22 protein-coding genes, 1 pseudogene and 1 riboswitch are annotated in these 20,574 nt (G+C 64.5%); of the genes and pseudogenes, 10 read left to right on the top strand and 13 right to left on the bottom strand.

Annotation, left to right across the window (positions count from 1 at the left end):
• Nucleotides 1-240: 240 nt before the first annotated feature.
• Nucleotides 241-1,014: an anti-sigma factor family protein gene (locus UB31_RS19495; protein ID WP_045012073.1), complete on the bottom strand. Its 774-nt coding sequence runs from the start codon at nt 1,012-1,014 to the stop codon at nt 241-243.
• A 106-nt stretch (nt 1,015-1,120) separates the two neighbouring features.
• Nucleotides 1,121-1,609 carry a sigma-70 family RNA polymerase sigma factor gene (locus UB31_RS19490; RefSeq protein WP_045002971.1) on the bottom strand — a complete coding sequence of 163 codons (489 nt, stop codon included), beginning with the start codon at nt 1,607-1,609 and terminating at the stop codon, nt 1,121-1,123.
• Nucleotides 1,610-1,781: 172 nt separating this feature from the next.
• On the opposite strand from UB31_RS19490, the gene fabI reads away from it, so the two are divergent.
• The 6 genes and pseudogenes from fabI (at nt 1,782) to UB31_RS19465 (ending at nt 6,579) form a co-directional block, all read left to right on the top strand.
• On the top strand, nt 1,782-2,585 hold the full coding sequence (gene fabI, locus UB31_RS19485; protein ID WP_045002970.1) for an enoyl-ACP reductase FabI: 804 nt from the start codon (nt 1,782-1,784) through the stop codon (nt 2,583-2,585).
• A 14-nt stretch (nt 2,586-2,599) separates the two neighbouring features.
• A complete protein-coding gene (locus UB31_RS19480; RefSeq protein WP_045002969.1) occupies nt 2,600-3,199 on the top strand; it encodes a histidine phosphatase family protein in 600 nt (199 codons plus the stop codon).
• A gap of 88 nt (nt 3,200-3,287) precedes the next feature.
• Nucleotides 3,288-4,376 carry a chorismate synthase gene (aroC, locus tag UB31_RS19475; RefSeq protein WP_045012072.1) on the top strand — a complete coding sequence of 363 codons (1,089 nt, stop codon included), beginning with the start codon at nt 3,288-3,290 and terminating at the stop codon, nt 4,374-4,376.
• 69 nt (nt 4,377-4,445) lie between these two features.
• Nucleotides 4,446-5,635 (top strand): annotated as a pseudogene (locus tag UB31_RS19470) (adenylate/guanylate cyclase domain-containing protein).
• Between the two features lie 35 nt (nt 5,636-5,670).
• Entirely contained in the window at nt 5,671-5,961 is a 291-nt protein-coding gene (locus UB31_RS40510) for a hypothetical protein (RefSeq protein WP_245306021.1), read from the top strand.
• 123 nt (nt 5,962-6,084) lie between these two features.
• Nucleotides 6,085-6,579: a GNAT family N-acetyltransferase gene (locus tag UB31_RS19465; RefSeq protein ID WP_045012071.1), complete on the top strand. Its 495-nt coding sequence runs from the start codon at nt 6,085-6,087 to the stop codon at nt 6,577-6,579.
• 9 nt (nt 6,580-6,588) lie between these two features.
• Here the strand turns inward: UB31_RS19465 and clpS are convergent, their stop codons facing one another.
• The 3 genes from clpS to UB31_RS19450 form a co-directional block, all read right to left on the bottom strand.
• The gene (gene clpS, locus UB31_RS19460) at nt 6,589-6,894 is read right to left on the bottom strand and encodes an ATP-dependent Clp protease adapter ClpS (protein ID WP_045002965.1); all 306 of its coding nucleotides are present in this window, start codon (nt 6,892-6,894) and stop codon (nt 6,589-6,591) included.
• A gap of 159 nt (nt 6,895-7,053) precedes the next feature.
• The gene (crcB, locus tag UB31_RS19455) at nt 7,054-7,437 is read right to left on the bottom strand and encodes a fluoride efflux transporter CrcB (protein WP_045002963.1); all 384 of its coding nucleotides are present in this window, start codon (nt 7,435-7,437) and stop codon (nt 7,054-7,056) included.
• Between the two features lie 31 nt (nt 7,438-7,468).
• Nucleotides 7,469-8,677, bottom strand: a complete 1,209-nt coding sequence (locus UB31_RS19450; RefSeq protein WP_045012070.1) for an MFS transporter — start codon at nt 8,675-8,677, stop codon at nt 7,469-7,471.
• Between the two features lie 130 nt (nt 8,678-8,807).
• Nucleotides 8,808-8,885, bottom strand: a riboswitch (Fluoride riboswitch).
• 207 nt (nt 8,886-9,092) lie between these two features.
• Between UB31_RS19450 and UB31_RS19445 the strand changes: the two genes are divergently transcribed.
• Together UB31_RS19445 and UB31_RS19440 are read left to right on the top strand one after the other, a co-directional pair.
• Complete coding sequence (locus tag UB31_RS19445; protein ID WP_045002961.1) at nt 9,093-9,947, top strand: DUF1194 domain-containing protein; 855 nt, start codon at nt 9,093-9,095, stop codon at nt 9,945-9,947.
• A gap of 167 nt (nt 9,948-10,114) precedes the next feature.
• The gene (locus UB31_RS19440) at nt 10,115-10,750 is read left to right on the top strand and encodes a hypothetical protein (protein ID WP_045002960.1); all 636 of its coding nucleotides are present in this window, start codon (nt 10,115-10,117) and stop codon (nt 10,748-10,750) included.
• A gap of 232 nt (nt 10,751-10,982) precedes the next feature.
• On the opposite strand, the gene UB31_RS19435 is transcribed toward UB31_RS19440, so the two are convergent.
• Entirely contained in the window at nt 10,983-11,624 is a 642-nt protein-coding gene (locus UB31_RS19435; protein WP_245306020.1) for a carboxymuconolactone decarboxylase family protein, read from the bottom strand.
• A 136-nt stretch (nt 11,625-11,760) separates the two neighbouring features.
• Between UB31_RS19435 and UB31_RS19430 the strand changes: the two genes are divergently transcribed.
• Nucleotides 11,761-12,144: a bleomycin resistance protein gene (locus UB31_RS19430; RefSeq protein WP_045012068.1), complete on the top strand. Its 384-nt coding sequence runs from the start codon at nt 11,761-11,763 to the stop codon at nt 12,142-12,144.
• Nucleotides 12,145-12,171: 27 nt separating this feature from the next.
• Here UB31_RS19430 and UB31_RS19425 read toward each other — a convergent pair whose 3' ends face one another.
• Nucleotides 12,172-13,230 (bottom strand): class I SAM-dependent methyltransferase, encoded by a 1,059-nt coding sequence (locus tag UB31_RS19425; protein ID WP_045003058.1) that lies wholly within the window; start codon nt 13,228-13,230, stop codon nt 12,172-12,174.
• A gap of 255 nt (nt 13,231-13,485) precedes the next feature.
• On the opposite strand from UB31_RS19425, the gene UB31_RS19420 reads away from it, so the two are divergent.
• Nucleotides 13,486-14,079 (top strand): hypothetical protein, encoded by a 594-nt coding sequence (locus UB31_RS19420; RefSeq protein ID WP_045002957.1) that lies wholly within the window; start codon nt 13,486-13,488, stop codon nt 14,077-14,079.
• A gap of 4 nt (nt 14,080-14,083) precedes the next feature.
• On the opposite strand, the gene UB31_RS19415 is transcribed toward UB31_RS19420, so the two are convergent.
• The 6 genes from UB31_RS19415 to UB31_RS19390 form a co-directional block, all read right to left on the bottom strand.
• Nucleotides 14,084-15,325 carry a class I SAM-dependent RNA methyltransferase gene (locus UB31_RS19415; RefSeq protein ID WP_045012126.1) on the bottom strand — a complete coding sequence of 414 codons (1,242 nt, stop codon included), beginning with the start codon at nt 15,323-15,325 and terminating at the stop codon, nt 14,084-14,086.
• Complete coding sequence (locus UB31_RS19410) at nt 15,318-16,052, bottom strand: TlyA family RNA methyltransferase (protein WP_045012067.1); 735 nt, start codon at nt 16,050-16,052, stop codon at nt 15,318-15,320. The genes UB31_RS19415 and UB31_RS19410 overlap by 8 nt, the downstream gene beginning before the upstream one ends.
• Nucleotides 16,053-16,079: 27 nt before the next feature.
• A complete protein-coding gene (locus UB31_RS19405) occupies nt 16,080-16,634 on the bottom strand; it encodes a nucleoside 2-deoxyribosyltransferase (RefSeq protein WP_045012066.1) in 555 nt (184 codons plus the stop codon).
• 37 nt (nt 16,635-16,671) lie between these two features.
• A complete protein-coding gene (dxs, locus tag UB31_RS19400) occupies nt 16,672-18,600 on the bottom strand; it encodes a 1-deoxy-D-xylulose-5-phosphate synthase (RefSeq protein WP_045003056.1) in 1,929 nt (642 codons plus the stop codon).
• Nucleotides 18,601-19,186: 586 nt separating this feature from the next.
• Nucleotides 19,187-19,438, bottom strand: a complete 252-nt coding sequence (locus tag UB31_RS19395) for an exodeoxyribonuclease VII small subunit (protein ID WP_008132970.1) — start codon at nt 19,436-19,438, stop codon at nt 19,187-19,189.
• 73 nt (nt 19,439-19,511) lie between these two features.
• Nucleotides 19,512-20,441, bottom strand: coding sequence for a histone deacetylase family protein (locus tag UB31_RS19390; protein WP_045002954.1), 930 nt, complete (start codon nt 20,439-20,441; stop codon nt 19,512-19,514).
• Between the last annotated feature and the right edge of the window lie 133 nt (nt 20,442-20,574).

Genomic DNA, 20,574 nt, shown 5'->3' with positions numbered 1-20,574 from the left:
CGTGGTAGCGCTTCATGTGCTCGACGTGTCGGCTGTCCGGCGGGGTAGTCGATAAAAAGGTGCGGCCTCGAGAGGGGGACCAGCGCGGTACCAAAAACCCCAATCGAGGCCGCCCGCGTCGATCGGCGGATCGAACGCCGCTCATATTCGCGTGAGCACTCGGTGCGATAATGAGACGCACACATGTCTTGATTCCAAATTTTCAATGTCGGAATCGAGGCACCGCGCTTGTGCGGTTGTTTAGCCGCCGTTTTTCTCTGCCTGGTCGTAGACGGCCTGTGCCACCTTGGTCAGCCGGTCACGGTCGCTGCCGCCGCCGCTGACGACGTAGCCGACGCCGCGCTCGGCCCAGAACAGCGCCCCGTCCTTGTCCGCCTTGGCGAAGCGCATCTGTGTTGCGCCGTTCTCGGTCTTGGCGGTGTAGATCGTGTAGCGCTCGCCCGAGGCGCCCTCATACATCAGGAAGGATGCGGGTCCACTCGGCCCCGGCAGCAGTCGGCCGCCGACGAGCTTCAGCCCGCTCGCCTCCAGATTGGGCGCGAACACGGTCCAGCCGCAGCGGCGGGTCAGCCAGGCCTGGAGATGGTCGCGCTCGTTGCCGCCGACCTCGACCGGATGGCGGACCTCGACGACATAAAGGCGGTGGGCGTCGAGCGCGTCCGTCGTAAAGCTCTGGAAGGTCGAGGGCGCGTTGGCGGCGCCATGCGCGACCCAGCCGGCCGTGCCGCCGGCAACGAAGGCAACCAGCGTGGCTGCGACGGCGCCGTAGAGCCATTGCCGCGGGCGGCGCTCCAGCCGTTCGAGCTCCAGCCGTGCCGGCACCGGCTCCTGGGCGACGCCGTCGTAGCGGGCGTGCAGCATCTCGGCCATGGCACGCCAGGATTGCACCCGCTCGGCATCCTCGGGGTGGCTGGCGAGCCAGGCCTCGACGTCGGCGCGGCGCTCGGCCGGCAGCTCGCCATCGACATAGGCGTGCAGTTCGTCCTCGGTCACTGAAATCCTGTGGTCGTTCATATCGGTCGTCTCTGGCTCTGCGGCCCAAAAAATCTTACGCGGTTCAACTGCGCTGCGTCTCTCTCCGTGCAGGGGACGCGGCACGTGCGATGCATCAATCCTGCCATCATTTCACCCGCCTGAGCGCCGGGCGCATGCCCTCCAGTGAAGCTTTAACGTGGGCGCGGGCGCGCGCCAGGCGCGACATCACGGTGCCGATCGGAACACCCTGGATGTCGGCGACCTCGCGGTAGCTCATGCCCTCCAGCATCACCAGCAACAGCACCGAGCGCTGCTCCTCGACGAGCGTCGAGAGCGCCCTCTCGATGTCCCGTCCCTCGGCTTCGGTCCCGCTGGCATCCGGGTTGTTCTCCGTCAGCTGCATGAATTGCGGTCGCCGCGCCAGCGAGCGCCGCCGGTTCTTGTTGAGGTTGGTCAGGATCGTGTAGAGCCAGCTCCTGACGTCGCCTCCGAGAAACAATCGCTCCGAACGCAACGCACGCACCAACGTGTCCTGCACCAGATCGTCGGCCGCATCCGCGTCGCGCGTCAGCGCGCGGGCGTAGCGGCGCAACGCCGGGATCATGGCTTCCACACTCTGGCGAAACGCACTCATGCCGTCTTGACGTCCTTCACGTTCGGGGCGAACGCCTCAACGATCATAACACCCGACCGGAACGGCTATTCCAGCGCCTGAAACAGCGTTAACGCCGCGTATTAGGACTGTACCGCAGGGGAGGGCTGGTGTACCTCCAGACCTTAACCCAGTTCGCCGGGACGTTAAGAAAATGGTGCAGAATTCAGGTCTGATGCAAGGTAAGCGCGGGGTCATTCTCGGCGTTGCCAACAACCGCTCGATCGCCTGGGGCATCGCCAAGGCATGCCACGCCGCCGGCGCGGAGCTCGCATTCACCTACCAGGGCGATGCGCTGAAGAAGCGCGTCGAGCCGCTGGCTGCCGAAGTCGGCGCGCTCGTGCTCGGTCATTGCGACGTCACCGATGCTGCCACCATCGATGCTGTGTTCGACGTGCTGAAGGAGAAGTGGGGCAAGATCGATTTCGTCGTGCACGCGATCGCGTTTGCCGACAAGGAGGAGCTCGAGGGCCGCTATGTCGACACCACCGCGGGCAATTTCTCCAAGTCGATGCTGATCTCCTGCTACTCGCTGACTGCGATCGCGCAGCGTGCCGAGAAGCTGATGACCGATGGCGGATCGATCATCACGCTGAGCTATTACGGTTCCGAGAAGTGGATGCCGAACTACAACGTCATGGGTGTCGCCAAGGCGGCGCTGGAGGCGAGCGTGCGCTATCTGGCCGCCGATCTCGGCGAGAAGGCGATCCGCGTCAACGCGATCTCGGCCGGCCCGATCAAGACGCTGGCGTTCGCTGGCATCAGCGATTCTCGTCTCCTGCTGAAATATAACGAGGTCAACGCGCCGCTGCGCCGGAACGTGACGATCGAGGAGGTTGGTGACAGCGCGGTGTATTTCCTGTCGGACATGTCGCGCGGCGTGACCGGCGAGGTCCACCATGTCGATTCCGGCTACAACGTGCTGGGCATGATGCGACCTGACGCGCCGAAGGACTGATCGCAGCCCCGACAATGCCTGTGCCCACGATCTATTATCTTCGCCACGGCGAGACCGAGTGGAACGCGCTCGGCAGGCTTCAGGGCACCAAGGACATTCCGCTGAACGCGCGGGGACGCGACCAGGCCGTGCAGGCCGGTGGCATTCTCGCCGATCTGTTCAAGCGCGACGGCCGCGACAAGGCGGCGCTGCCATACGTGTCGAGCCCGCTCGGCCGCGCGCGCATGACCATGGAGTTCGCGCGCGGCAAGCTGGAGCTGCCGGTCGCGGACTATGCGCTGGACGATCGCCTGCGCGAGATCGGCTATGGCGTCTGGGAAGGGCTGACGCTGGCCGAGAGCGAGGCGACCGACCCCGACATCTATGCCAGGCGCCTCGCCGACAAATGGACGGTGGGCCCTGCAGGCGGCGAGACCTATGCCGATGTGCAGGTCCGCGTCCGTGCCTGGTACGACCAGCTCCGGACCGACACCGTTGCGGTCGCCCATGGCGGGACCTGCCGGGCCCTGATGGTCTCACTCGGCATCGAGACGCCGGCCAGCGCCGCCGAGCTCTATATCGAGCAGGGCGCCGTCTACGTGTTCCGCGACGGCCGGCTGGAGAAGTATAGTTAAGCCCCGCCACCGTCGTTGCGGGGCGGTGTTGCGGGTTTGACCCTCGGCCCCTCGCGCGTTACCACACGCCGGAACCAAGCGAGCAGCGATGTCCTTCAACACCTTCGGCCACATGTTCCGCGTCACCACCTTTGGCGAGAGCCACGGGGTGGCGATCGGCTGCGTGGTCGACGGCTGTCCGCCGATGATCCCGCTGACCGAGGCCGACATCCAGAAGGACCTCGACCGCCGCCGGCCCGGCCAGTCGCGCTTCACCACCCAGCGCCAGGAGCTGGACCAGGTCAAAATCCTGTCCGGCGTGATGGCGCATCCGGAGACCGGGGTGCAGGTGACGACGGGCACGCCGATCGGGCTTTTGATCGAGAACACCGACCAGCGCTCGAAGGACTATTCCGAGATCAAGGACAAGTTTCGTCCCGGCCACGCCGACTTCACCTATGAGGCCAAATACGGCCTGCGCGATTATCGCGGCGGCGGGCGCTCCTCGGCGCGCGAGACCGCGACGCGGGTTGCCGCCGGCGCCATCGCGCGAAAGGTGCTGCCTGATGTGAAGGTCCGCGGCGCGCTGGTGCAGATGGGCCCGCACAAGATCGACCGCGCGAAGTGGGACTGGGACGAGATCGCCAACAATCCGTTCTTCTGCCCCGACCAGGACAAGGCGGCGTTCTTCGAGACCTATCTCGACGGCATCCGCAAGAGCGGCTCCTCGATCGGCGCAGTGCTAGAGATCGTCGCCGAAGGCGTGCCGGCGGGCCTCGGCGCGCCGATCTACGCCAAGCTCGATGCCGAGCTTGCGTCTGCGATGATGAGCATCAACGCCGTCAAGGGCGTCGAGATCGGCGCCGGCTTTGGCGCCGCTGAATTGACCGGCGAAGAGAATGCCGACGAGATGCGTACCGGCAATGACGGCACGCGATTCCTGTCCAATCATGCCGGCGGTGTTCTGGGCGGCATCTCCACCGGCCAGCCGGTGGTGGTGCGCTTCGCGGTGAAGCCGACCTCGTCGATCCTTCAGCCCCGTCTGACCGTGGATCGCGGCGGCGCCGACACCGAGATCATGACCAAAGGCCGCCACGACCCCTGCGTCGGCATCCGCGCCGTCCCGGTTGGAGAGGCCATGATGGCCTGCGTGCTGGCCGATCATTTCATTCGCGATCGCGGGCAGGTGGGGCGTTAGGTCTTCGTGTCGCGGTACTAGCCCACCGCGCAGCTTGACGATTCCACAACTTCGTCCGCAAATGCGGCCATGGAAAGCTCCGGGCTCCAGCGTGTCCTGAACTGGCTTATCGACGGCGCGAGGTCTTCGGGGACTTCGGCCGACATGATCGCCGCCCTCTGCGACCATCTGGTCGATGCCGGCCTGCCCTTGTGGCGGTTCGGCATCTTCATCCGTACCCTGCATCCGGAAATCTTCGGCCGTAACTTCATCTGGCGGCAGGGCCAGAAGGTCGCGATGGGCACCGCCGATTTTGATTTCCTGGATTCACCCGAATTCACCCAGAGCCCGCTTCGCATCGTGTTCGAGCAGGGCGTGGAGGTCAGGGCCCGGGTCGACGATCCCGACAGCGCGCGGTTTCCGATCATCAACGACATGCGCGCCGATGGCGTGACCGATTATATCGCGGTGCCGATGCCGTTTCTCGACGGCTCGACCCACGCCACGAGCTGGGTCACGCGGCAACCGGGCGGCTTCAGCGATGACGACATCGCGGTGATCCGGATGATCATGGGGCCGCTGGCGCGGGTCAGCGAGATCGTCAGCCTGCGCCGCACCGCCGAGATGCTGCTCGACACCTATGTCGGCAACCGCGCCGGCGCGCGTATCCTCGGCGGCCAGATCCGCCGCGGTCACAACGCACCATGCAGGCCGCGATCTGGCTGTCGGATCTGCGCGGCTTCACCGCGCTGTCGGACCGGCTGCCGGCCGAGACCGTGGTCGAGATCCTGAACCTCTATTTCGACTGCCAGGTCACGGCGATCCGCGGCCACGGCGGCGAGGTGCTGAAATTCATGGGCGACGGCCTGCTCGCGGTGTTTCCGATCGACGAATATGTTGGCGACGCCGCTCATGTCTGCACCCGCGTGCTGGAGGCGGCACGCGAAGCCCGCGCCAGCGTCGAGGCGCTGGCGCATCCGATCGGCGACGTGGTCGAGCGCTTCCGCTTCGGCGTCGCGCTGCATGTCGGCAACATCCTCTACGGCAATATCGGCGGCGGCAACCGGCTTGACTTCACCTGCATCGGCCCCGCCGTCAATCTCGCGGCACGGCTGGAGAAGATCGCCGGCCGCCTGGGGCGCACCGTCGTGGTGTCGGAGGGCTTTGCAAATGTCTGCCGCGAAGGCTGGCGCGAACTCGGTGAATTTCCGATCGCGGGATTTTCCAAGGCGCAGCGCGTGTACGGGCTGCCCGAAGAGACGCCGGTGGTGATGGCCTGACGCCTGTCGGCGCGGATGCGAGCGAAGAGCGTCAATTGAACGACATCCTTATTCGACCTGCTACCGAGCAAGACGCAGATCTCATCGCCGCGATCCATGCGTCGAGCTGGCGTGACGCCTATGCCCACATTCTCGCGCCGGAATTCCTGAATGGCGCCATCGAGGCCGACCGGCTTGCCGTCTGGTCGCAACGGCTCCGCGATCGTTCCACAACTCAACTGATCAACGTTGCCTGCGACCCAGCCGGGCTCGTGCAAGGCAAACGTGGCGGCTCTTCACTTTTACGAGCGGCTTGGAGGCCGCGTCGTCGGGAGGGATCGCTCTGAGATTCCGGCTGCTGACGGCCAGACTGTGCTGCGCGTCTATTGGCAGACCCTCGCGATGACCTGACGCCGGTCGCGATGGAGCAACAATCAGGCTATGCTTGAGATGAAGCAACAGGGCCGCCCATGACCATCGAATTCCGCCAGATCGAGGTCGCCGACACGGACGCCTTCCGCGCCGCCGTCGATGTCGTTGCCCGCGAGCGCAAATACATCGCGCTTGTGGAGGCGCCGCCGATCGAACAGGTCCGCGCCTTCGTTGCGCGCAACGTCGAGCGTGGCTACCCGCAGATCGTCGCCGTCGCGGACGGTGCCGTGGTCGGGTGGTGCAACGTGCCGCCGGCCAGTCGCGCCGTCTCGGCGCATGTCGGCGATCTCTTCATGGGGCTTCTGCCGGAGTTCAGGGGCAGGGGATTTGGCGAGGGGCTGCTGCGGCAGGCCATTCAGGCCGCGGACGCGTTCGGCTTCCGACGCATCGAGCTCGGCGTGTTCGCGACCAACACCGCGGCGGCAGCCCTCTATCGCAAGGTCGGGTTTGTCGAGGAGGGCACCAGGCGGATGGCCATCCTGGTCGACGGAATCTATTACGACGAGATCATCATGGCGCGCCTCAAGGACTAGCTTATCGGCCTACTCCTCCGGCTCCGTCGTGAACAACAGCGGATAGCCCTTGGCACGGGCGGCATCAGTGCCGCGGGTGGCCTTGGTTTCGGCCACGTCCTTGGTGAACACGGCGACCACGCAGGCCCCCAGTTTGTGCGCGGTGATCATGACCTTGTAGGCCTGATCCTCGGTCATGCGGAACTCGGCCTTCAGGATCATCGTGACGAACTCACGCGGTGTGAAATCGTCGTTGATCAGGATGACCTTGTGCAGCTTCGGCCGTTCGACCTTGGTCTTTGTCCGCGTCTTCGGTGTGGTGACGGTGTCGTTCATCTGTCCTGAGATACCCCGGTCCTGAGCTTCCAGCCGCGCGGCGCTCAGCCTGCAACGTCCGCATTATATTGCAGGACCCGCGCCTTCTCCAAGACGGTCGGACCGCCCAGCATCATGCCGTGAGAGATGGGCAGGAATGCGCTGATCAGGCAAGCGCGGTCAAGGAAACGCGCGAACGAGCTGCATCGCGGCAATGAGGGCGCCCACGGACAGCACGACCGATGCGATCATATAGGTCGCTGAGGCCCATGTTTGTCCGCGCTCGATCAGATACCAGGCATCCAGCGAGAACGTCGAGAATGTCGTGTATCCGCCACAAATCCCGACCGTCAGGAAGATCCGGGCGGCCTGCGGTAAGTTCCATTTGGTGACAAACAGTGCGGCGAAGATGCCGATCAAAAAAGACCCCGTTACGTTGATGATCAGGGTGCCCCAGGGAAAATCGGTGCCGAACGCCCGGGCCGAGCCGAGCCCAACGAGATAGCGCATCACCGAGCCGAGCGCCCCGCCTGTGGCGACCGCCAGAATGAATTGGATGTTCAACGTCTCGTCCCCCAGTTTGTGTCGTGCATTGTCACTTGCCTTCCTCTCCCAGCCCGTTGCCGACAGCGAGCAGCCCCACCAGCGCGGCCAACGTGAAGCCGAGTCCTGCGAGGAACGTGCCGGCCGGGCCGTAGGCGTCCCACAGCGCCCCGGCGATCACGCTCGCGGCCAGCAATGCGAGGCCCGTGAACAGGTTGAAATAGCCGAACGCGGTGCCGCGCAAGTGCGGCGGCGCCGTATCGGCGACGAGCGCCGAAAGCAGGCCCTGCGTCAGTCCCATGTGCAATCCCCACAGCACGACGCCGAGCGCGAGGCCCGCTAGATTCGGCAGCAGCGCGAGCGCGAGATCGGCGCCTGCGAGGAAGACGAGGCCGAGCGCGAGCAGGGCGGTCCGGTTGATCCGGTCCGACAATACGCCGGCCGGATAGGCCGACAGCGCATAGACGATGTTCATCAGCACCAGCACCGCCGGCACCCACATCGCAGTGACGCCGATGTTCTGGGCGCGCAGGATCAGAAAGGCCTCGCTGAACCGCGCGAGCGTGAAGACGACGCCGACCGCGACGACGCGCCAATAGACTGCGCCGAGCTGCCGCATCGCGGCGGTGTTCAGCGGATTTTTCGTAAGTTCCCGGCTTGCGTCCGGCTCCGGCTCGCTCACCGCAAGCGCAATCAGGCCGAACGACAGAAACGCCGGCAGCACGGCCACCCAGAACACGGCGGTAAAATTGTCCGCAGTCCACCACATCAAACCGATCGCGGCGAGTGGTCCGACGAAGGCGCCGATGGTGTCGAGCGATTGCCTCAGGCCAAAACTCGCGCCGCGCAAGCCGGCGGGCGCGATGTCAGCGATCAGCGCATCGCGCGGCGCGCCGCGAATGCCCTTGCCGATACGGTCGATGAAGCGCGCCGCGACCAGCCATCCGACGCTGGGGGCGAGCGGGAACAGCGGTTTGGTGAAGGCGGCGAGCCCATAGCCGAGCGCGGCAAGCAGCTTGCGCCGGCCGAGCCAGTCCGACAGCGCGCCGGAGAAGATTTTTGTGATCGAGGCTGTCGCCTCCGCGATGCCCTCGATGAAGCCGACGGTGAGCGTCGAGGCGCCGAGCACGGTGACGAGATAGACCGGTAGCAGCGCGTGGATCATCTCGGAGGAGATGTCCATCAGCATCGAGACGAAGCCGAGCACCCAGATCCCCCTGGGCAGCCCGGCGCGCGCAGCGTTTGGTGTCGTCGTCGTCACGTCCTTGCCTTCAGGTCTTCGCCTTCAGATCCTGGCCTTCAGATCCTGGCTTTCATCAGGCAACAAAAAACCCGCCATCGGCGGGTTTGTCCATGCTCCCGCCAAAGGCAGAGGCTTATTGATTGCCTCACCTCAAGCAGGAGTCATCAGCCCAGCACGATCATCGACCGTCGGGCGGTTGTCGGGGGACTCCATCCCCATCTGTGCGGTCAACCTAGCATGGAAATCGCGCGGAACAAGTGGGCGGGGCGCGCTGTCCCGTGGCTCGCATGTGCGGCGACGCAAGCGTGGCGACATGGCGGCGGTTTCGCGCAAAGCTCGAAAAGCCTAACTTGAATGTGAAGCACAAGCGATCTTCGCACTTTGCGGCAAGGCGTTTGCATGTCACCATCGCGTCATACGACGGGAGACTGCGATGCGGTTGCTGTTCTCGATCGGGGCTGTGCTGGTGGCCGGCGTGCTTGCCGGAGGGGACGTCGCGGGCATCGCGGCGCCAGGACCAAGACATCAACCGCAGCGGCAGGCGGCCGACGGGGATGCGCAGTCGGTTGATGTCGAGCTGATCCTCGCGGTCGACGTCTCCTACTCCATGGACATGGACGAGCTCGCGATCCAGCGCGAAGGCTACGCGCAGGCGATCCAGTCGAAAGAGTTCTTGCAGGCGCTCAAGGCCGGTCCCAACGGCAGGATCGCGGTGACCTATTTCGAATGGGCAGCGTCCACCGACCAGAAGATCATCATCCCGTGGCGCCTGATCGACGGACCGGAGACGGCGGATGCGGTCGCCTCCGAGATCATGAAGACGCCGATCCGCCGCGCCTCACGCACCTCGATCTCCGGTGCGATCACTTTCGCGATGCCGCTGTTCGACGAGGATCCGTATCACGGGCTTCGCCGCGTCATCGACATCTCCGGCGACGGTCCCAACAACAATGGTGGCCCGGTCACGTTGGCGCGCGACGCCGCGCTCGAGAAAGGCATCGTCATCAACGGCCTGCCGATCATGGTCAAGGAGCCGTCCTATTCGACCATGGATATCGACAATCTCGATTACTACTACGAGGACTGCGTCGTCGGCGGCCCCGGCTCCTTCGTGATCACGATCAAGGACCGCGACAAGTTCAAGGAAGCGATCCGCACCAAGCTTCTGATGGAGGTCGCAGGCCGCACGCCAGAGCGTCCGGTGGTGCGGGTTGCGGACAAGGACAAGGAGCCGCGCGTCAGCTGCACGATCGGCGAGAAGATCTGGTCGGACCGCTGGGGGCGCTGAGGCGCATCCCCGATGAGACCATTTGCCCCATCGCACCGGGCGGTTGAAATTAACCGCTTGTTAACGACGGCGTGGCCCTAATCAGAATTGTTTCTGAATGTTTCTGATGCCGTCTCCCGGCGCTCGAACGCAAGCGAGTTCGTCAAACTCGTCCACCGAGCAAAGCAATGGCCATCGTCACGCAAAGCACCAGCCAGATTTCGCCCGCTAACGAGCGTGTCTATCACCAGAGCGCTCTGCTCGGTGATTGGAAGGGCAATTGGGCGGGCAACAACCAGCCCGTCGGCTTCAAGGTCGTGAACATCCGCGGTAGTCGGGCGCAGGTCGAGTACACCCATAACGGGCACACCGAGCGCGGTTTTGCCCAGGTCAGTGGCGCGCTTATCACCTTTGGCGGGGTCACGGTCGGCACCAAGGACGGCAAGAACCTGGTGCTCCTGTTCTCCGCGGGCGGCTCTGGCAAGCAGACTGCGTCGCTCGAGAAGCAGGCGCCGCCGGCCTCCGACAGCCGCCTGATGGGAAGCTGGGGCGGCTATTCCAGCGACAACGGCAAAAGCGCGAGCTTTCGCGTGCTCGGGGTCAACGGCAATGAAGCGCAGGTCAGCGTCACCACCGATGGCATCACCCGCCAGGGCACCGGCATCGTCTACAAGAACGTCATCATGTTCGGCCAGTCGCAGATCGCGACGGATGACGGACAGAACGGCAAGATCATCTACCAGGTCGGCAACAAGTCCTTCATGGTGCCGGTGACGAAATATCCGCCGGCAGATTCGTCGTCCTCGGTCGACAAGACGGCGTAGCTGGACGCGGTTCGGCTCCCCGCATTGTCTCAGCGTTCGCGACTGTTAAACCCGTCATCCTGAGGTGCATTCCATGGGGCGCAGCGCGCCCTATGGAAGGCCTCGAAGGATGCACGGCCAAAGCTGGCAGCCGGGCCGTCGCCCTTCGAGGCTCCCCATCCGGCGCGTTGCGCCGCATGGCTCGCACCTCAGGGTAACGGCGATAGAATTGTCAGGGCCTGGGTGGAGGCTTCTACTTGGCCGCAAGCGGCGGCAGCGGTGGCACGCTGTCGTTCGGCGCTTTGGCCTGCATCGTGATCAGCGTCATCGAGACCAAATCGTAATAGCCGATCAGGCCGATGATATCCATGATGCCGCGCTCGCCGAATTTCTGCTCGGCCGCGCGGTAGACCTCGTCGGACACCTTCTTGTCGCGATAGAGCGCCATCGCGAGGTCGTAGAGGGCGGCTTCGTCGTCCTTCATCGCCTGCGGCCGCACGCCGCTCGCGATATCCTTGGCGACCTCTGGATCGAGCCCCGCCTTCATCGCCAGGGGATAATGCGCGAACCATTCATATTGCACCGTCCACTGCCGCGCCGTGATCAGGATGGCGAATTCGCTCAAGCGCGCCGGCAGCGACGAATTCCAGCGCAGATAGTCCGACATCGCCGAGAGCTTTGGCGCGAGCTCGGGATTGCGGATATAGGCGCGGTAGGGCGGGTTGGTGAATTTGGCATTGCGTGGCGGCACGGCGATCGCATCGGCCCATTCCTTCTGCGGCGGCGCAAGCTCGTCCGGCTTCAGCGGCGTAAAGCGCGTCGGCTCGCCGGCGCGGCCGGCTCCCGAACTCGCGACGGTGAACAGCAGAACCAGCGCCAGGCCGAGATATCGCATCGTCATCCTCCCATTCCGGCGGACTGTCGCCGCCGTGTTCGGTCGCCAGCTTACGTTGCGGAATGGGCGGTGCAAGACCTCGTGATCGCATGCTAGGCTGCGTCGGACGACAGGCTCGCGATGCGAGGAGGCTGCAATGACTGACGAACACCCGATGATAGCAGGCTCTGCCACTGTCTTCGTCGTCTCTGACATCGCAACGAGCCTCGCCTATTATCGCGATGTGCTCGGCTTTCAGGTCACGTTCGAATACGGTGAGCCGCTGTCCTATGCCTGCCTCTGCCGCGACGAGGTCGCCTTGCACCTGCTCGCATCGAGCAGGACGAAGCGACTGCCCGGCCATGGCGCCATCTGCGTCTTCGTCCGGGATGTCGACCAGATCTATGCCGAGGTGTCGGGACGCGGCGCCAGGCTGCTCAACCGGCCGGAGGACCGCGACTACGGCATGCGCGATTTCGATGTCGTCGATGCCGACGGCAACCAGCTCACCTTCGGGATGGGCACGGACGCCGCGGCCTGACAATTTCGGCCGCGCGTCCGGCGTGAGTCAGATCCGCGCCTCCAGGATCAGGTTGAAGGGCGTCTCAGTGGCACGACGAAAGCGCGTCAGGCCACCTTCACTTGCGACCTTGCGCAGCCTTGCCTCGCCGGCTTGCGCGCCCAGCGCCAGGCCGACCTCCTGATCGAGCGAGGCCGGCGTGCAGATCATGGTCGACGCCGCATAGTAGACGCGCCCGACCGGGTTGAGATTGTCTTCGAGGCGGTCGTTGGCGAACGGCTCGACCAGCATGCAGGTGCCGTCCTTCGCCATGGATTCGCGCACGTGACGGATGGCGCCGACGGGATCGCCCATGTCGTGCAGGCAATCGAAGAAGCAGACGAGATCATAGGCCTCAGTCGGATAGGTTTTGGCGGAATGGACTGCGAAGCTGACCCGATCGCCCAGCTTTGCATCAGTGGCCGCCTTTCGCGCGGCCTCGATCGAGCCCTCGTGATAATCGAAGCCGTAGAAGCGCGAGTTCGGGAAGGCCTCCGCCATCAGCCGTGTCGAGACGCCATGCCCGCAGCCGACATCGGCGACCTTGGCGCCGCGCTTCAGCTTGTCCACGACGCCATCGAGCGCAGGCAACCACTCTTGCACCAGATGATGCATGTAGCCGGTGCGGAAGAAGCGGGCCGTGCCGCAGAACAGGCACTCGCTGCGCCGGTTCCAGCCGACGCCCTTGCCGCTCTTGAATGCATCCGAAATTTTGGGCTCGTCGAGAAACGCCGAGGCAATGACATTGCCGAACGCGCCGAGGAAAACCGGGCTGTCCTCGTCGGCCAGCGCCATCGCCTGCTCGGGCAGCATCGAGAATTTTCCCGAAGCGGAATCGTATTCGATGTAGCCGGACGCCGCCTGGCTCGACAGCCATTCGCGGACATAGCGCTCCACCGTGCCGGTGGCGCTTGCGAGCTCGGACGAATTCATCGGTCCCTTGGCGGCGAGGGTGCGGTAGAGACCGAGCTTGTCCCCAAGCAGGACCAGCGATGCGTTCATCGCTGCACCGAACTCGGTGACCATCTTGCCCATAAAGGCATTCAACTTGTCGGAATTGACCTCCATGACAACCTCCATGACGTGTTGAGAATTTTCAAAGGTCTGCGCAAATTGCGCGCTGCTGGACCACGCTTGGCCTTCGCGATCAAAGTGACGGCCTGAGCTTGCGCGTCCTTTAGGTGGGTCCATCCGCCGCAGGGGAGGTTCAACGTATCAAGAAGACGTAATCCCGGAACCTGAGCAAGCGATGACCGGCATCGGTCCGCTGGCATTCGTGCTATCCGAGTAGTATAATTTGCGAACTTTTCGACGGAAGCCTGAATGTCCAGCCTTGCAAGTTCTTGCGGTCTCGCAGCTTTGTTCGCGGTGCTTTGTCTCGGCGGGGCGCCTGCCCACGCGCAAGCTGCGCCTCTAAGTTATTGGATACCAGGCGGTGCTTTCGGCTTTGGCGGCAGTGCCGGCCAGAGCGCCGATACCTATGGCAACTTTCCAAGTTTCGATGCCAGCGGGCGCACCAATTTTGCGAACGGCTTCTTTGTCGGGAGCCAACGCGGCAACCTCAATTGGAGCGGCCTCAGCCAGACTGGGCCAGTCGGCAATTTCAACGCGCTCTCTTATGATAGCTCGCAGTTCGGCTACAATACCAAGACTGCGGGCGGCCTGCCGGTGACATTCTTCGCCGGTTTCGACACCCTGAAATACGGCAACGGCATTGGCAGCTCGGTTGCGCCGCTGACCTCGGGCGCTACACCCGGCTACGGTGCGTTTGCGGGCGTCGAATTCAAGCCGACCTCCAACCTCAGCCTGACGTTCGGGGCCGGGTTCACCCAGCAGGATTCGGGCCGCATGGACAGCGATATCAGCTCGAACATGCTGCCCGGCGAGTCGCCGGCACTTGGCGCGCTACGGCGTTAAGACATCACCGGGTAAAGCGCGCTATCAATTCTACATGCGGCGTGTGGCGGAACTGGTCGACCGGCACGACGGTCTCGATCTTGTAACCGCCATCGATGAGCAACCTCGCGTCGCGGGCGAAGGTTGCAACGTTGCAGGACACCGCGATCACGACCGGCACCTTGCTTGCGGCAAGCTTGAGCGCCTGCGCCTGCGCGCCCTGGCGCGGCGGGTCGAACACCACGGCGTCGAAGTCGCGCAGCTCGGGCGGCACCAAGGGACGGCGAAACAGGTCGCGCGGTTCGGCCTTGATCGGCTTCAGCCCCGGTGTGCGCGCGGCTTTTGCCAGCGCGGCGACAGCGCCAGCGTCGCTGTCATAGGCTGCAACGCGCGATTTCTCCGCAAGCCTCAAGGCAAAGGGACCGACGCCGCAAAAGAGATCGGCGACCTCCTTCGCCTTGCCGACGCACTCGGCGACGAGCGCGGCAAGCGTCTCTTCGCCCGCGACGGTCGCTTGCAGGAAAGATCCAGGCGGCAGCGTCACCTCGGCGCGGCCCATCTGCAATGTTGGCGGCAGGCGTTGCAGCACCAGCTCGCCGTGCCGCGTCAGCCGCGCCAGGCGATGCTGCTCGGCGACGTGCGATAGCGCCGTGACCAGCCGTGTCGGCAGAGGGCCCGAGCCGCGTATGTCGACGTCGAGACCGGTGGCGGTCGCGGTGACCTGGATGTCGAGCGGCTTCGTCACCGGCATTTTGGACGTCAGCGGCTCGGCGAGTGCCCAGGCGGCATCGAGCGCGCCGTCGAGCGCGGGATCGAGGATCGGGCAGCGATGGATCGGGATGACGTCATGCGAGCTCGCCGCTGCGAAGCCGACCTTGAGGACGTTGTGTGTGCCGAACCGGCCGTGCAGCGTGACGCGCCTGCGGCCAGCGCCATGGGCGTCGACCAGCGGCGCAACCTCGCAATCGATACCGGCCTGCGCCAGCGTCTCGACCACGATGCCGCGCTTCCAGGCATGATACGGCTCGGCCGCCCAGTGCTGGATCGCGCAGCCGCCGCAGACGCCGAAATGCGGACAGAACGGTTCGATACGCGCCGGGCTTGCGACATCGACCGCGAGCAGCTTGCGGCGGTCGGGATGGCTGCCCGCGTCGACCTCGACGGTCTCGCCGCCAAGCGTGTAGGGCACATAGACTGTATCGCCCGCGTCGAGCGAGACGCCGTCGCCGCGATGGCCGACGTGATCGATTGTTACGCGCTCAACCACGGCGCGCACCCAGGAAGAATTCGATATTGCCGTCGCCGCCCGCAATCGATGAGGGAAACACCTCGATGCCGGTGCAGCCGAGCGAGGCGGCAAAGGCTGCGATGTCGTCGCAGATCTCCTGATGCACGGCGGCGTCGCGGATGATGCCTTTCTTGTTGTGTTTTCGGTCGGCCTCGAATTGCGGCTTGATCAGCGCCAGCAGGCTCATGGGCGCTGCTGCGAGCGACAACGCCACCGGCAGCACGGTCTTGAGCGAGATGAAGCTGACGTCGATCACGACGACATCAGGCCGCGCCGGCAGCCGCTTGCCGTCATAGGCGCGGATGTCGGTCTCTTCCATCGACACGATCTTGGGATGACCGCGCAGCGAGGGATGCAGCTGGCCGGTGCCGACATCGATGGCGAAGACGAGGCTCGCGCCGTTCGCCAGCAGCACCTCGGTAAAACCGCCGGTGGAGGCGCCGACGTCGAGGCAGACATGATCCTCGATCTCGATCGGATAACGCTCCAGCGCGCCGGCGAGCTTGACGCCGCCACGGGAGACGAAAGGATGTGCCGGCTCGGCCTGGATCACCGCATCTTCCGCGATGGTCTCGGACGGTTTTGCCACAGGCTTGTCGTTCGCGGTGACGAGCCCGGCCTCGATCGCCGCGCGCGCCCGCGCCCGGCTCTCGAACAGGCCGCGCTCGACCAGCAAAACATCCGCGCGCTTGCGGGGAGGGGACATCAATCTCTCCGAGGAAGACCTGAGCGCTTATGGTGCGATCAATCGCGCAGCCGCCATCCGGACGCAAGCCTCGAACGCGGCGAGATCATGCCAGACGTCGACCGGCATCGCGGCCGGAATCACCAGCGGGCAGCCATGCAGCTCCAGCGCATGGATCATCATGAGATTGTCGACGAGGCCAAAATCCTCGACCGTCAGCCCCTGCGCATCGACCAGCCGCCCGTCCTCGGAGGTCACGTTCATGAAGCGGCCGACGCGGTCGGCATAGGTGGCGGGATCGTTGGTATAGGCCAGACAAAACTTGCCGCGGCCGGCCATGTAACCGAGCTCGTAGACGGTGCCGGGATCAGCGCCGGCGCCGCGAAACGGTGTGAGATTGGCGATGATGGCGTCGGCCTGATCCATCATGGCCTCGTTGGCGGCAAAGATCTGCCGCGAGGCGTCGGGAACGGCGAGCTCGATGGCGTTGTCGAGGGGATAGAGGCCGGTGAGCCCCTGCGCGGCGCAGATCGCGGCTTTGCGCCGGCCGATCTCAACAGCATCCGGCAGGAACACGTCGGGGCCTGCCAGATAGATTTTCATGAAGGTCGCGCTGCTTCGCGAAGGTCGAAGCTCGCCGTCAGGCGAGCTTGACCGTCTCGGTCTTGACGTCCTTGCCGAGCGCCTCGAACACCTTGGCGACGATGCCCTTGGCGTCGAGACCGGCGCGGCCGTACATCGCCGCCGGCGTGTCGTGGTCCTGGAACACGTCGGGCAGCACCATGGAACGGAAGCGCACCATGCCGCTGTCGAGCGCGCCCTGATCGGTCAGGAACTGCGTGACATGCGAGCCGAAACCGCCGACCGCGCCTTCCTCGATCGTGATCAGGATCTCGTGGTCGCGGGCGAGCTTGAGCACCAGCTCGGTGTCGAGCGGCTTCATGAAGCGCGCATCCGCAATCGTGGTGGAGAGGCCGTGAGCGGCGAGTTCGTCGGCCGCCTTCTCGCATTCGGCCAGACGCGTGCCGAACGAGAGCAGCGCGATCTTGCTGCCCTGACGGATCACGCGGCCCTTGCCGATCTCGAGGGGAACGCCGACGTCGGGCATCTCGATGCCGCGGCCCTCGCCGCGCGGATAGCGCAGCGCGCTCGGGCGGTCGTTGATCGCAACCTGCGTCGCCACCATGTGCACGAGATCGGATTCGTCGGCCGCGGCCATGATCACCATGTTCGGCAGACAGCCAAGATAAGCGTTGTCGAACGAGCCGGCATGCGTCGCGCCGTCGGCGCCGACGAGGCCGGCGCGGTCGATGGCGAAGCGCACGGGCAGGTTCTGGATCGCGACGTCATGCACGATCTGGTCGTAGCCGCGCTGGAGGAAGGTCGAGTAGATCGCGCAGAACGGCTTGTAGCCTTCGGTCGCAAGACCCGCGGCAAACGTCACCGCGTGCTGCTCGGCGATGCCGACGTCGAAGGTGCGGTTTGGGAACGCCTTGTTGAAGATGTCGACGCCGGTGCCGGACGGCATCGCCGCGGTGATGGCGACGATCTTGTCATCCTTCTCGGCTTCTTTGACGAGGCTCTGGCCGAACACGTTCTGGTAGGCCGGCGCATTCGGCTTGGACTTGGCCTGGGTGCCGGTCGCAACGTCGAACTTGACGACGGCGTGGTACTTGTCGGCGGAGGCTTCCGCCGGGCCGTAGCCCTTGCCCTTCTGCGTCACGACGTGGACCAGGATCGGGCCGGTCTCCATGTCGCGGACGTTCTTCAGCACGGGCAGCAGATGGTCGAGGTTATGACCGTCGATCGGGCCGACGTAATAGAAGCCGAGCTCCTCGAACAGCGTGCCGCCGTCCATCATGAAGCCGCGGGAATATTCCTCGACGCGGTTGGCGCGGTTGGCGAGGACTTTCGGTAGGCGCTGGTTGATCTGCTTGGCCGCCTCGCGCAGCGTACGATAGGTCTTGCCGGAGTAGAGCCGCGACAGATAAGCGCTCATGGCGCCGACCGGCGGTGCGATCGACATGTCGTTGTCGTTGAGGATGACGATCAGGCGCGAATTCATCGCACCCGCATTGTTCATGGCCTCATAGGCCATGCCCGCCGACATCGCGCCGTCACCGATCACGGCGATAACGTTGTTCTTGCCGCCGGAGAGGTCGCGCGCGACCGCCATGCCAAGGCCGGCGGAGATCGAGGTCGAGGAATGCGCGGCGCCGAACGGATCGTAATCGCTCTCGCTGCGCTTGGTGAAGCCGGACAAGCCGCCACCGGTGCGCAGCGTGCGGATGCGGTCGCGGCGACCAGTCAGGATTTTATGCGGATAGGCCTGGTGGCCGACGTCCCAGATCAGCCGGTCGCGCGGCGTGTCGAAGACGTAATGGATTGCTGTGGTGAGTTCGACCACGCCGAGACCCGCGCCGAAGTGACCGCCGGTCACCGAGACGGCATCGATGGTCTCCTGACGCAGCTCGTCGGCGACCTGGCGAACCTGCTCGACCTTGAGCTTACGCAGGTCGTCCGGCGTCCGGATGGTGTCGAGAAGCGGCGTTTTACTGTATGCGTTCACGGCGATTTCCAATTTGTCAGCGCCGGAAAGTCATTCCGGTGCGCGATGGGTTTGCACAATATCGGCGCAGCGCGAGTCCCCAAACCGTCGGAGCCACCTGCATGGGGCAAAGCCCCTTGTTCAAGCTTAGGTGAGCTTTAAGTGCGCTCCGGTTCAGTCTCTGTGATCCCTGTCACTTAGATCGGCTTCGTCCGTCCCAACCAATTTCATTAGCGATTTGAAGCGCTTGTCGCCGGCAATCGGTGCCCACGTAAGGCTAACAAAAAGCCACACTGCGCGCAGCTTTACACCAAAGCTTAGGCCAAAGCCAACCCGCCGGACCGATTCCGGGTATGCAGGTGCAACCGGCGGGCCAGTTTAGTTAACCGCGGCGCCGGAGCGGAGGTTCCAGTCTTGCCCGGTTCCTCGGCAGCTTTTTTGGCGAGAACGAGGCCGTTTTCGGTGAGATTCACGACGTGGGAGCACGCAGAAGGCGGGCCGTGACCTCATCATCGATCACGCGTTTCCGTGGGCGGAACCCGCCTCAAACCATCATGACAAAATTGCAGATGGCCATTGCCCAAAACAGGCCGCTCGGAAGCGGCCTTTACTGTACGTCGAGCGGCGCGGTGCCCGTGGCCTGGCCGCTGGCATCGGTGGTGATCTTGTCGACGCGCGCCTCGGCCTGCCGCAGCAGTTCCTCGCAGCGGCGCTTCAGGGCCTCACCGCGCTCGTAGATCGTGACGGATTCCTCGAGCGGCACCTTGCCGTCCTCGAGCCGCTTCACGATCGTTTCGAGTTCCTCGATGGCGCGTTCGAAGGTGAGCCTGGAGACGTCGACTTGGGTATTTTCGGCCATATAAGTTTCCGATTGCCCGATTCGCTTCACATGGAGAAAAGCTGAGTTTTACGGGCTTAATGTGGCGGGTGCGTCAAGCGCCCATCAGGGCGCCGACATGCGCCGTAACAGATTCTTTCAGTCCTTGCAGGTCGTAGCCGCCTTCGAGCACAGAAACAACGCGACCGCCTGCAGACTTGTCGGCAAGGTCCATCAGCTTGCGCGTCACCCAGGTGTAGTCCTCCGCGCGCAAATTGAGCGAGGCGAGAGGATCGCGGAAATGCGCGTCGAAGCCCGCGGAGATGATGAGCAGCTCGGGGCTGAATTCCGTCAGCCGCGGCAGGATCAAATTCTCAAACGCAGCGCGGAATTCAGGTCCGCCGTCCTCGGAGGCGAGCGGCGCATTGACGATGGTGTCGTGATCGCCGCGCTCATCCTTCGCGCCGGTGCCCGGAAACAGCGGCATTTGATGCGTCGAGCAGTACATCACGGTCGGGTCCGACCAGAAGATGTCCTGCGTGCCGTTGCCGTGATGCACGTCGAAATCGACGATGGCCGCACGCTTGATGCCGTATTTGCGCTGCGCGTGGCGCGCGGCGATCGCGACATTGTCGAAGAAGCAGAAGCCCATCGGCTTGCCGATCTCGGCGTGATGGCCCGGCGGACGCACCGCGACGAAGGCGTTGCGGTGCTCGCCCGCCATCACGGCTTCGGTCGCCGCAACCGCGCCGCCGACGCCGCGCATCACCGCTTCCCACGTGCCCGGCGACATCGAGGTGTCGCCGTCGACATAGACCTGCCCGCTGGTCGGCGCGATGTGGCGGAGCTCGGTGACGTAATCCTCGTTGTGGCAGAGCGTGACGAGATCGAGATCGCCCTCCGGTGCTTGGTCGCGCACCAGATACTGGAAGCGCTCAACCGACAGCGCTTCCTCGACCGCACGCAGGCGGTCCGGCCGTTCTGGATGTCCCGGTGGCGTGACGTGGTCGAGGCAGGCCTTGTGGGAGAGAAGAAGCGTGCTCATCAGGTCGGCCTCACAGGGTACGGGCTCTCGACGTCGCTTGGCGCATCCGGCGCCAAAACGCAATGCAAAACCCAATCTATGCGTTCGGCCGGGAATGGCAAAGGGTGGTCCAGTTCCGGCCCGCTTGCGCCAG

Source organism: Bradyrhizobium sp. LTSP849, from assembly GCF_000938255.1.
In the GTDB taxonomy this organism is placed as follows: domain Bacteria; phylum Pseudomonadota; class Alphaproteobacteria; order Rhizobiales; family Xanthobacteraceae; genus Bradyrhizobium.
Note: the sequence above shows the minus strand (reverse complement) of the source record. Positions and strands in the feature narration are given on the sequence as shown.

Bases quoted from the DNA above. Each gene is read 5' to 3' on its own strand.
- aroC (WP_045012072.1), top strand. From the start codon at position 3,288: ATGTCCTTCAACACCTTCGGCCACATGTTCCGCGTCACCACCTTTGGC.
- UB31_RS19440 (WP_045002960.1), top strand. From the start codon at position 10,115: ATGGCCATCGTCACGCAAAGCACCAGCCAGATTTCGCCCGCTAACGAG.
- UB31_RS19445 (WP_045002961.1), top strand. From the start codon at position 9,093: ATGCGGTTGCTGTTCTCGATCGGGGCTGTGCTGGTGGCCGGCGTGCTT.
- clpS (WP_045002965.1), bottom strand. From the start codon at position 6,894: ATGAACGACACCGTCACCACACCGAAGACGCGGACAAAGACCAAGGTC.
- UB31_RS19495 (WP_045012073.1), bottom strand. From the start codon at position 1,014: ATGAACGACCACAGGATTTCAGTGACCGAGGACGAACTGCACGCCTAT.
- UB31_RS19465 (WP_045012071.1), top strand. From the start codon at position 6,085: ATGACCATCGAATTCCGCCAGATCGAGGTCGCCGACACGGACGCCTTC.
- UB31_RS19420 (WP_045002957.1), top strand. From the start codon at position 13,486: ATGTCCAGCCTTGCAAGTTCTTGCGGTCTCGCAGCTTTGTTCGCGGTG.
- UB31_RS19430 (WP_045012068.1), top strand. From the start codon at position 11,761: ATGACTGACGAACACCCGATGATAGCAGGCTCTGCCACTGTCTTCGTC.
- UB31_RS19435 (WP_245306020.1), bottom strand. From the start codon at position 11,624: ATGCGATATCTCGGCCTGGCGCTGGTTCTGCTGTTCACCGTCGCGAGT.
- UB31_RS19490 (WP_045002971.1), bottom strand. From the start codon at position 1,609: ATGAGTGCGTTTCGCCAGAGTGTGGAAGCCATGATCCCGGCGTTGCGC.
- fabI (WP_045002970.1), top strand. From the start codon at position 1,782: ATGGTGCAGAATTCAGGTCTGATGCAAGGTAAGCGCGGGGTCATTCTC.
- UB31_RS19480 (WP_045002969.1), top strand. From the start codon at position 2,600: ATGCCTGTGCCCACGATCTATTATCTTCGCCACGGCGAGACCGAGTGG.
- UB31_RS19405 (WP_045012066.1), bottom strand. From the start codon at position 16,634: ATGAAAATCTATCTGGCAGGCCCCGACGTGTTCCTGCCGGATGCTGTT.
- UB31_RS19395 (WP_008132970.1), bottom strand. From the start codon at position 19,438: ATGGCCGAAAATACCCAAGTCGACGTCTCCAGGCTCACCTTCGAACGC.
- UB31_RS19410 (WP_045012067.1), bottom strand. From the start codon at position 16,052: ATGTCCCCTCCCCGCAAGCGCGCGGATGTTTTGCTGGTCGAGCGCGGC.
- UB31_RS19390 (WP_045002954.1), bottom strand. From the start codon at position 20,441: ATGAGCACGCTTCTTCTCTCCCACAAGGCCTGCCTCGACCACGTCACG.
- UB31_RS19425 (WP_045003058.1), bottom strand. From the start codon at position 13,230: ATGGAGGTCAATTCCGACAAGTTGAATGCCTTTATGGGCAAGATGGTC.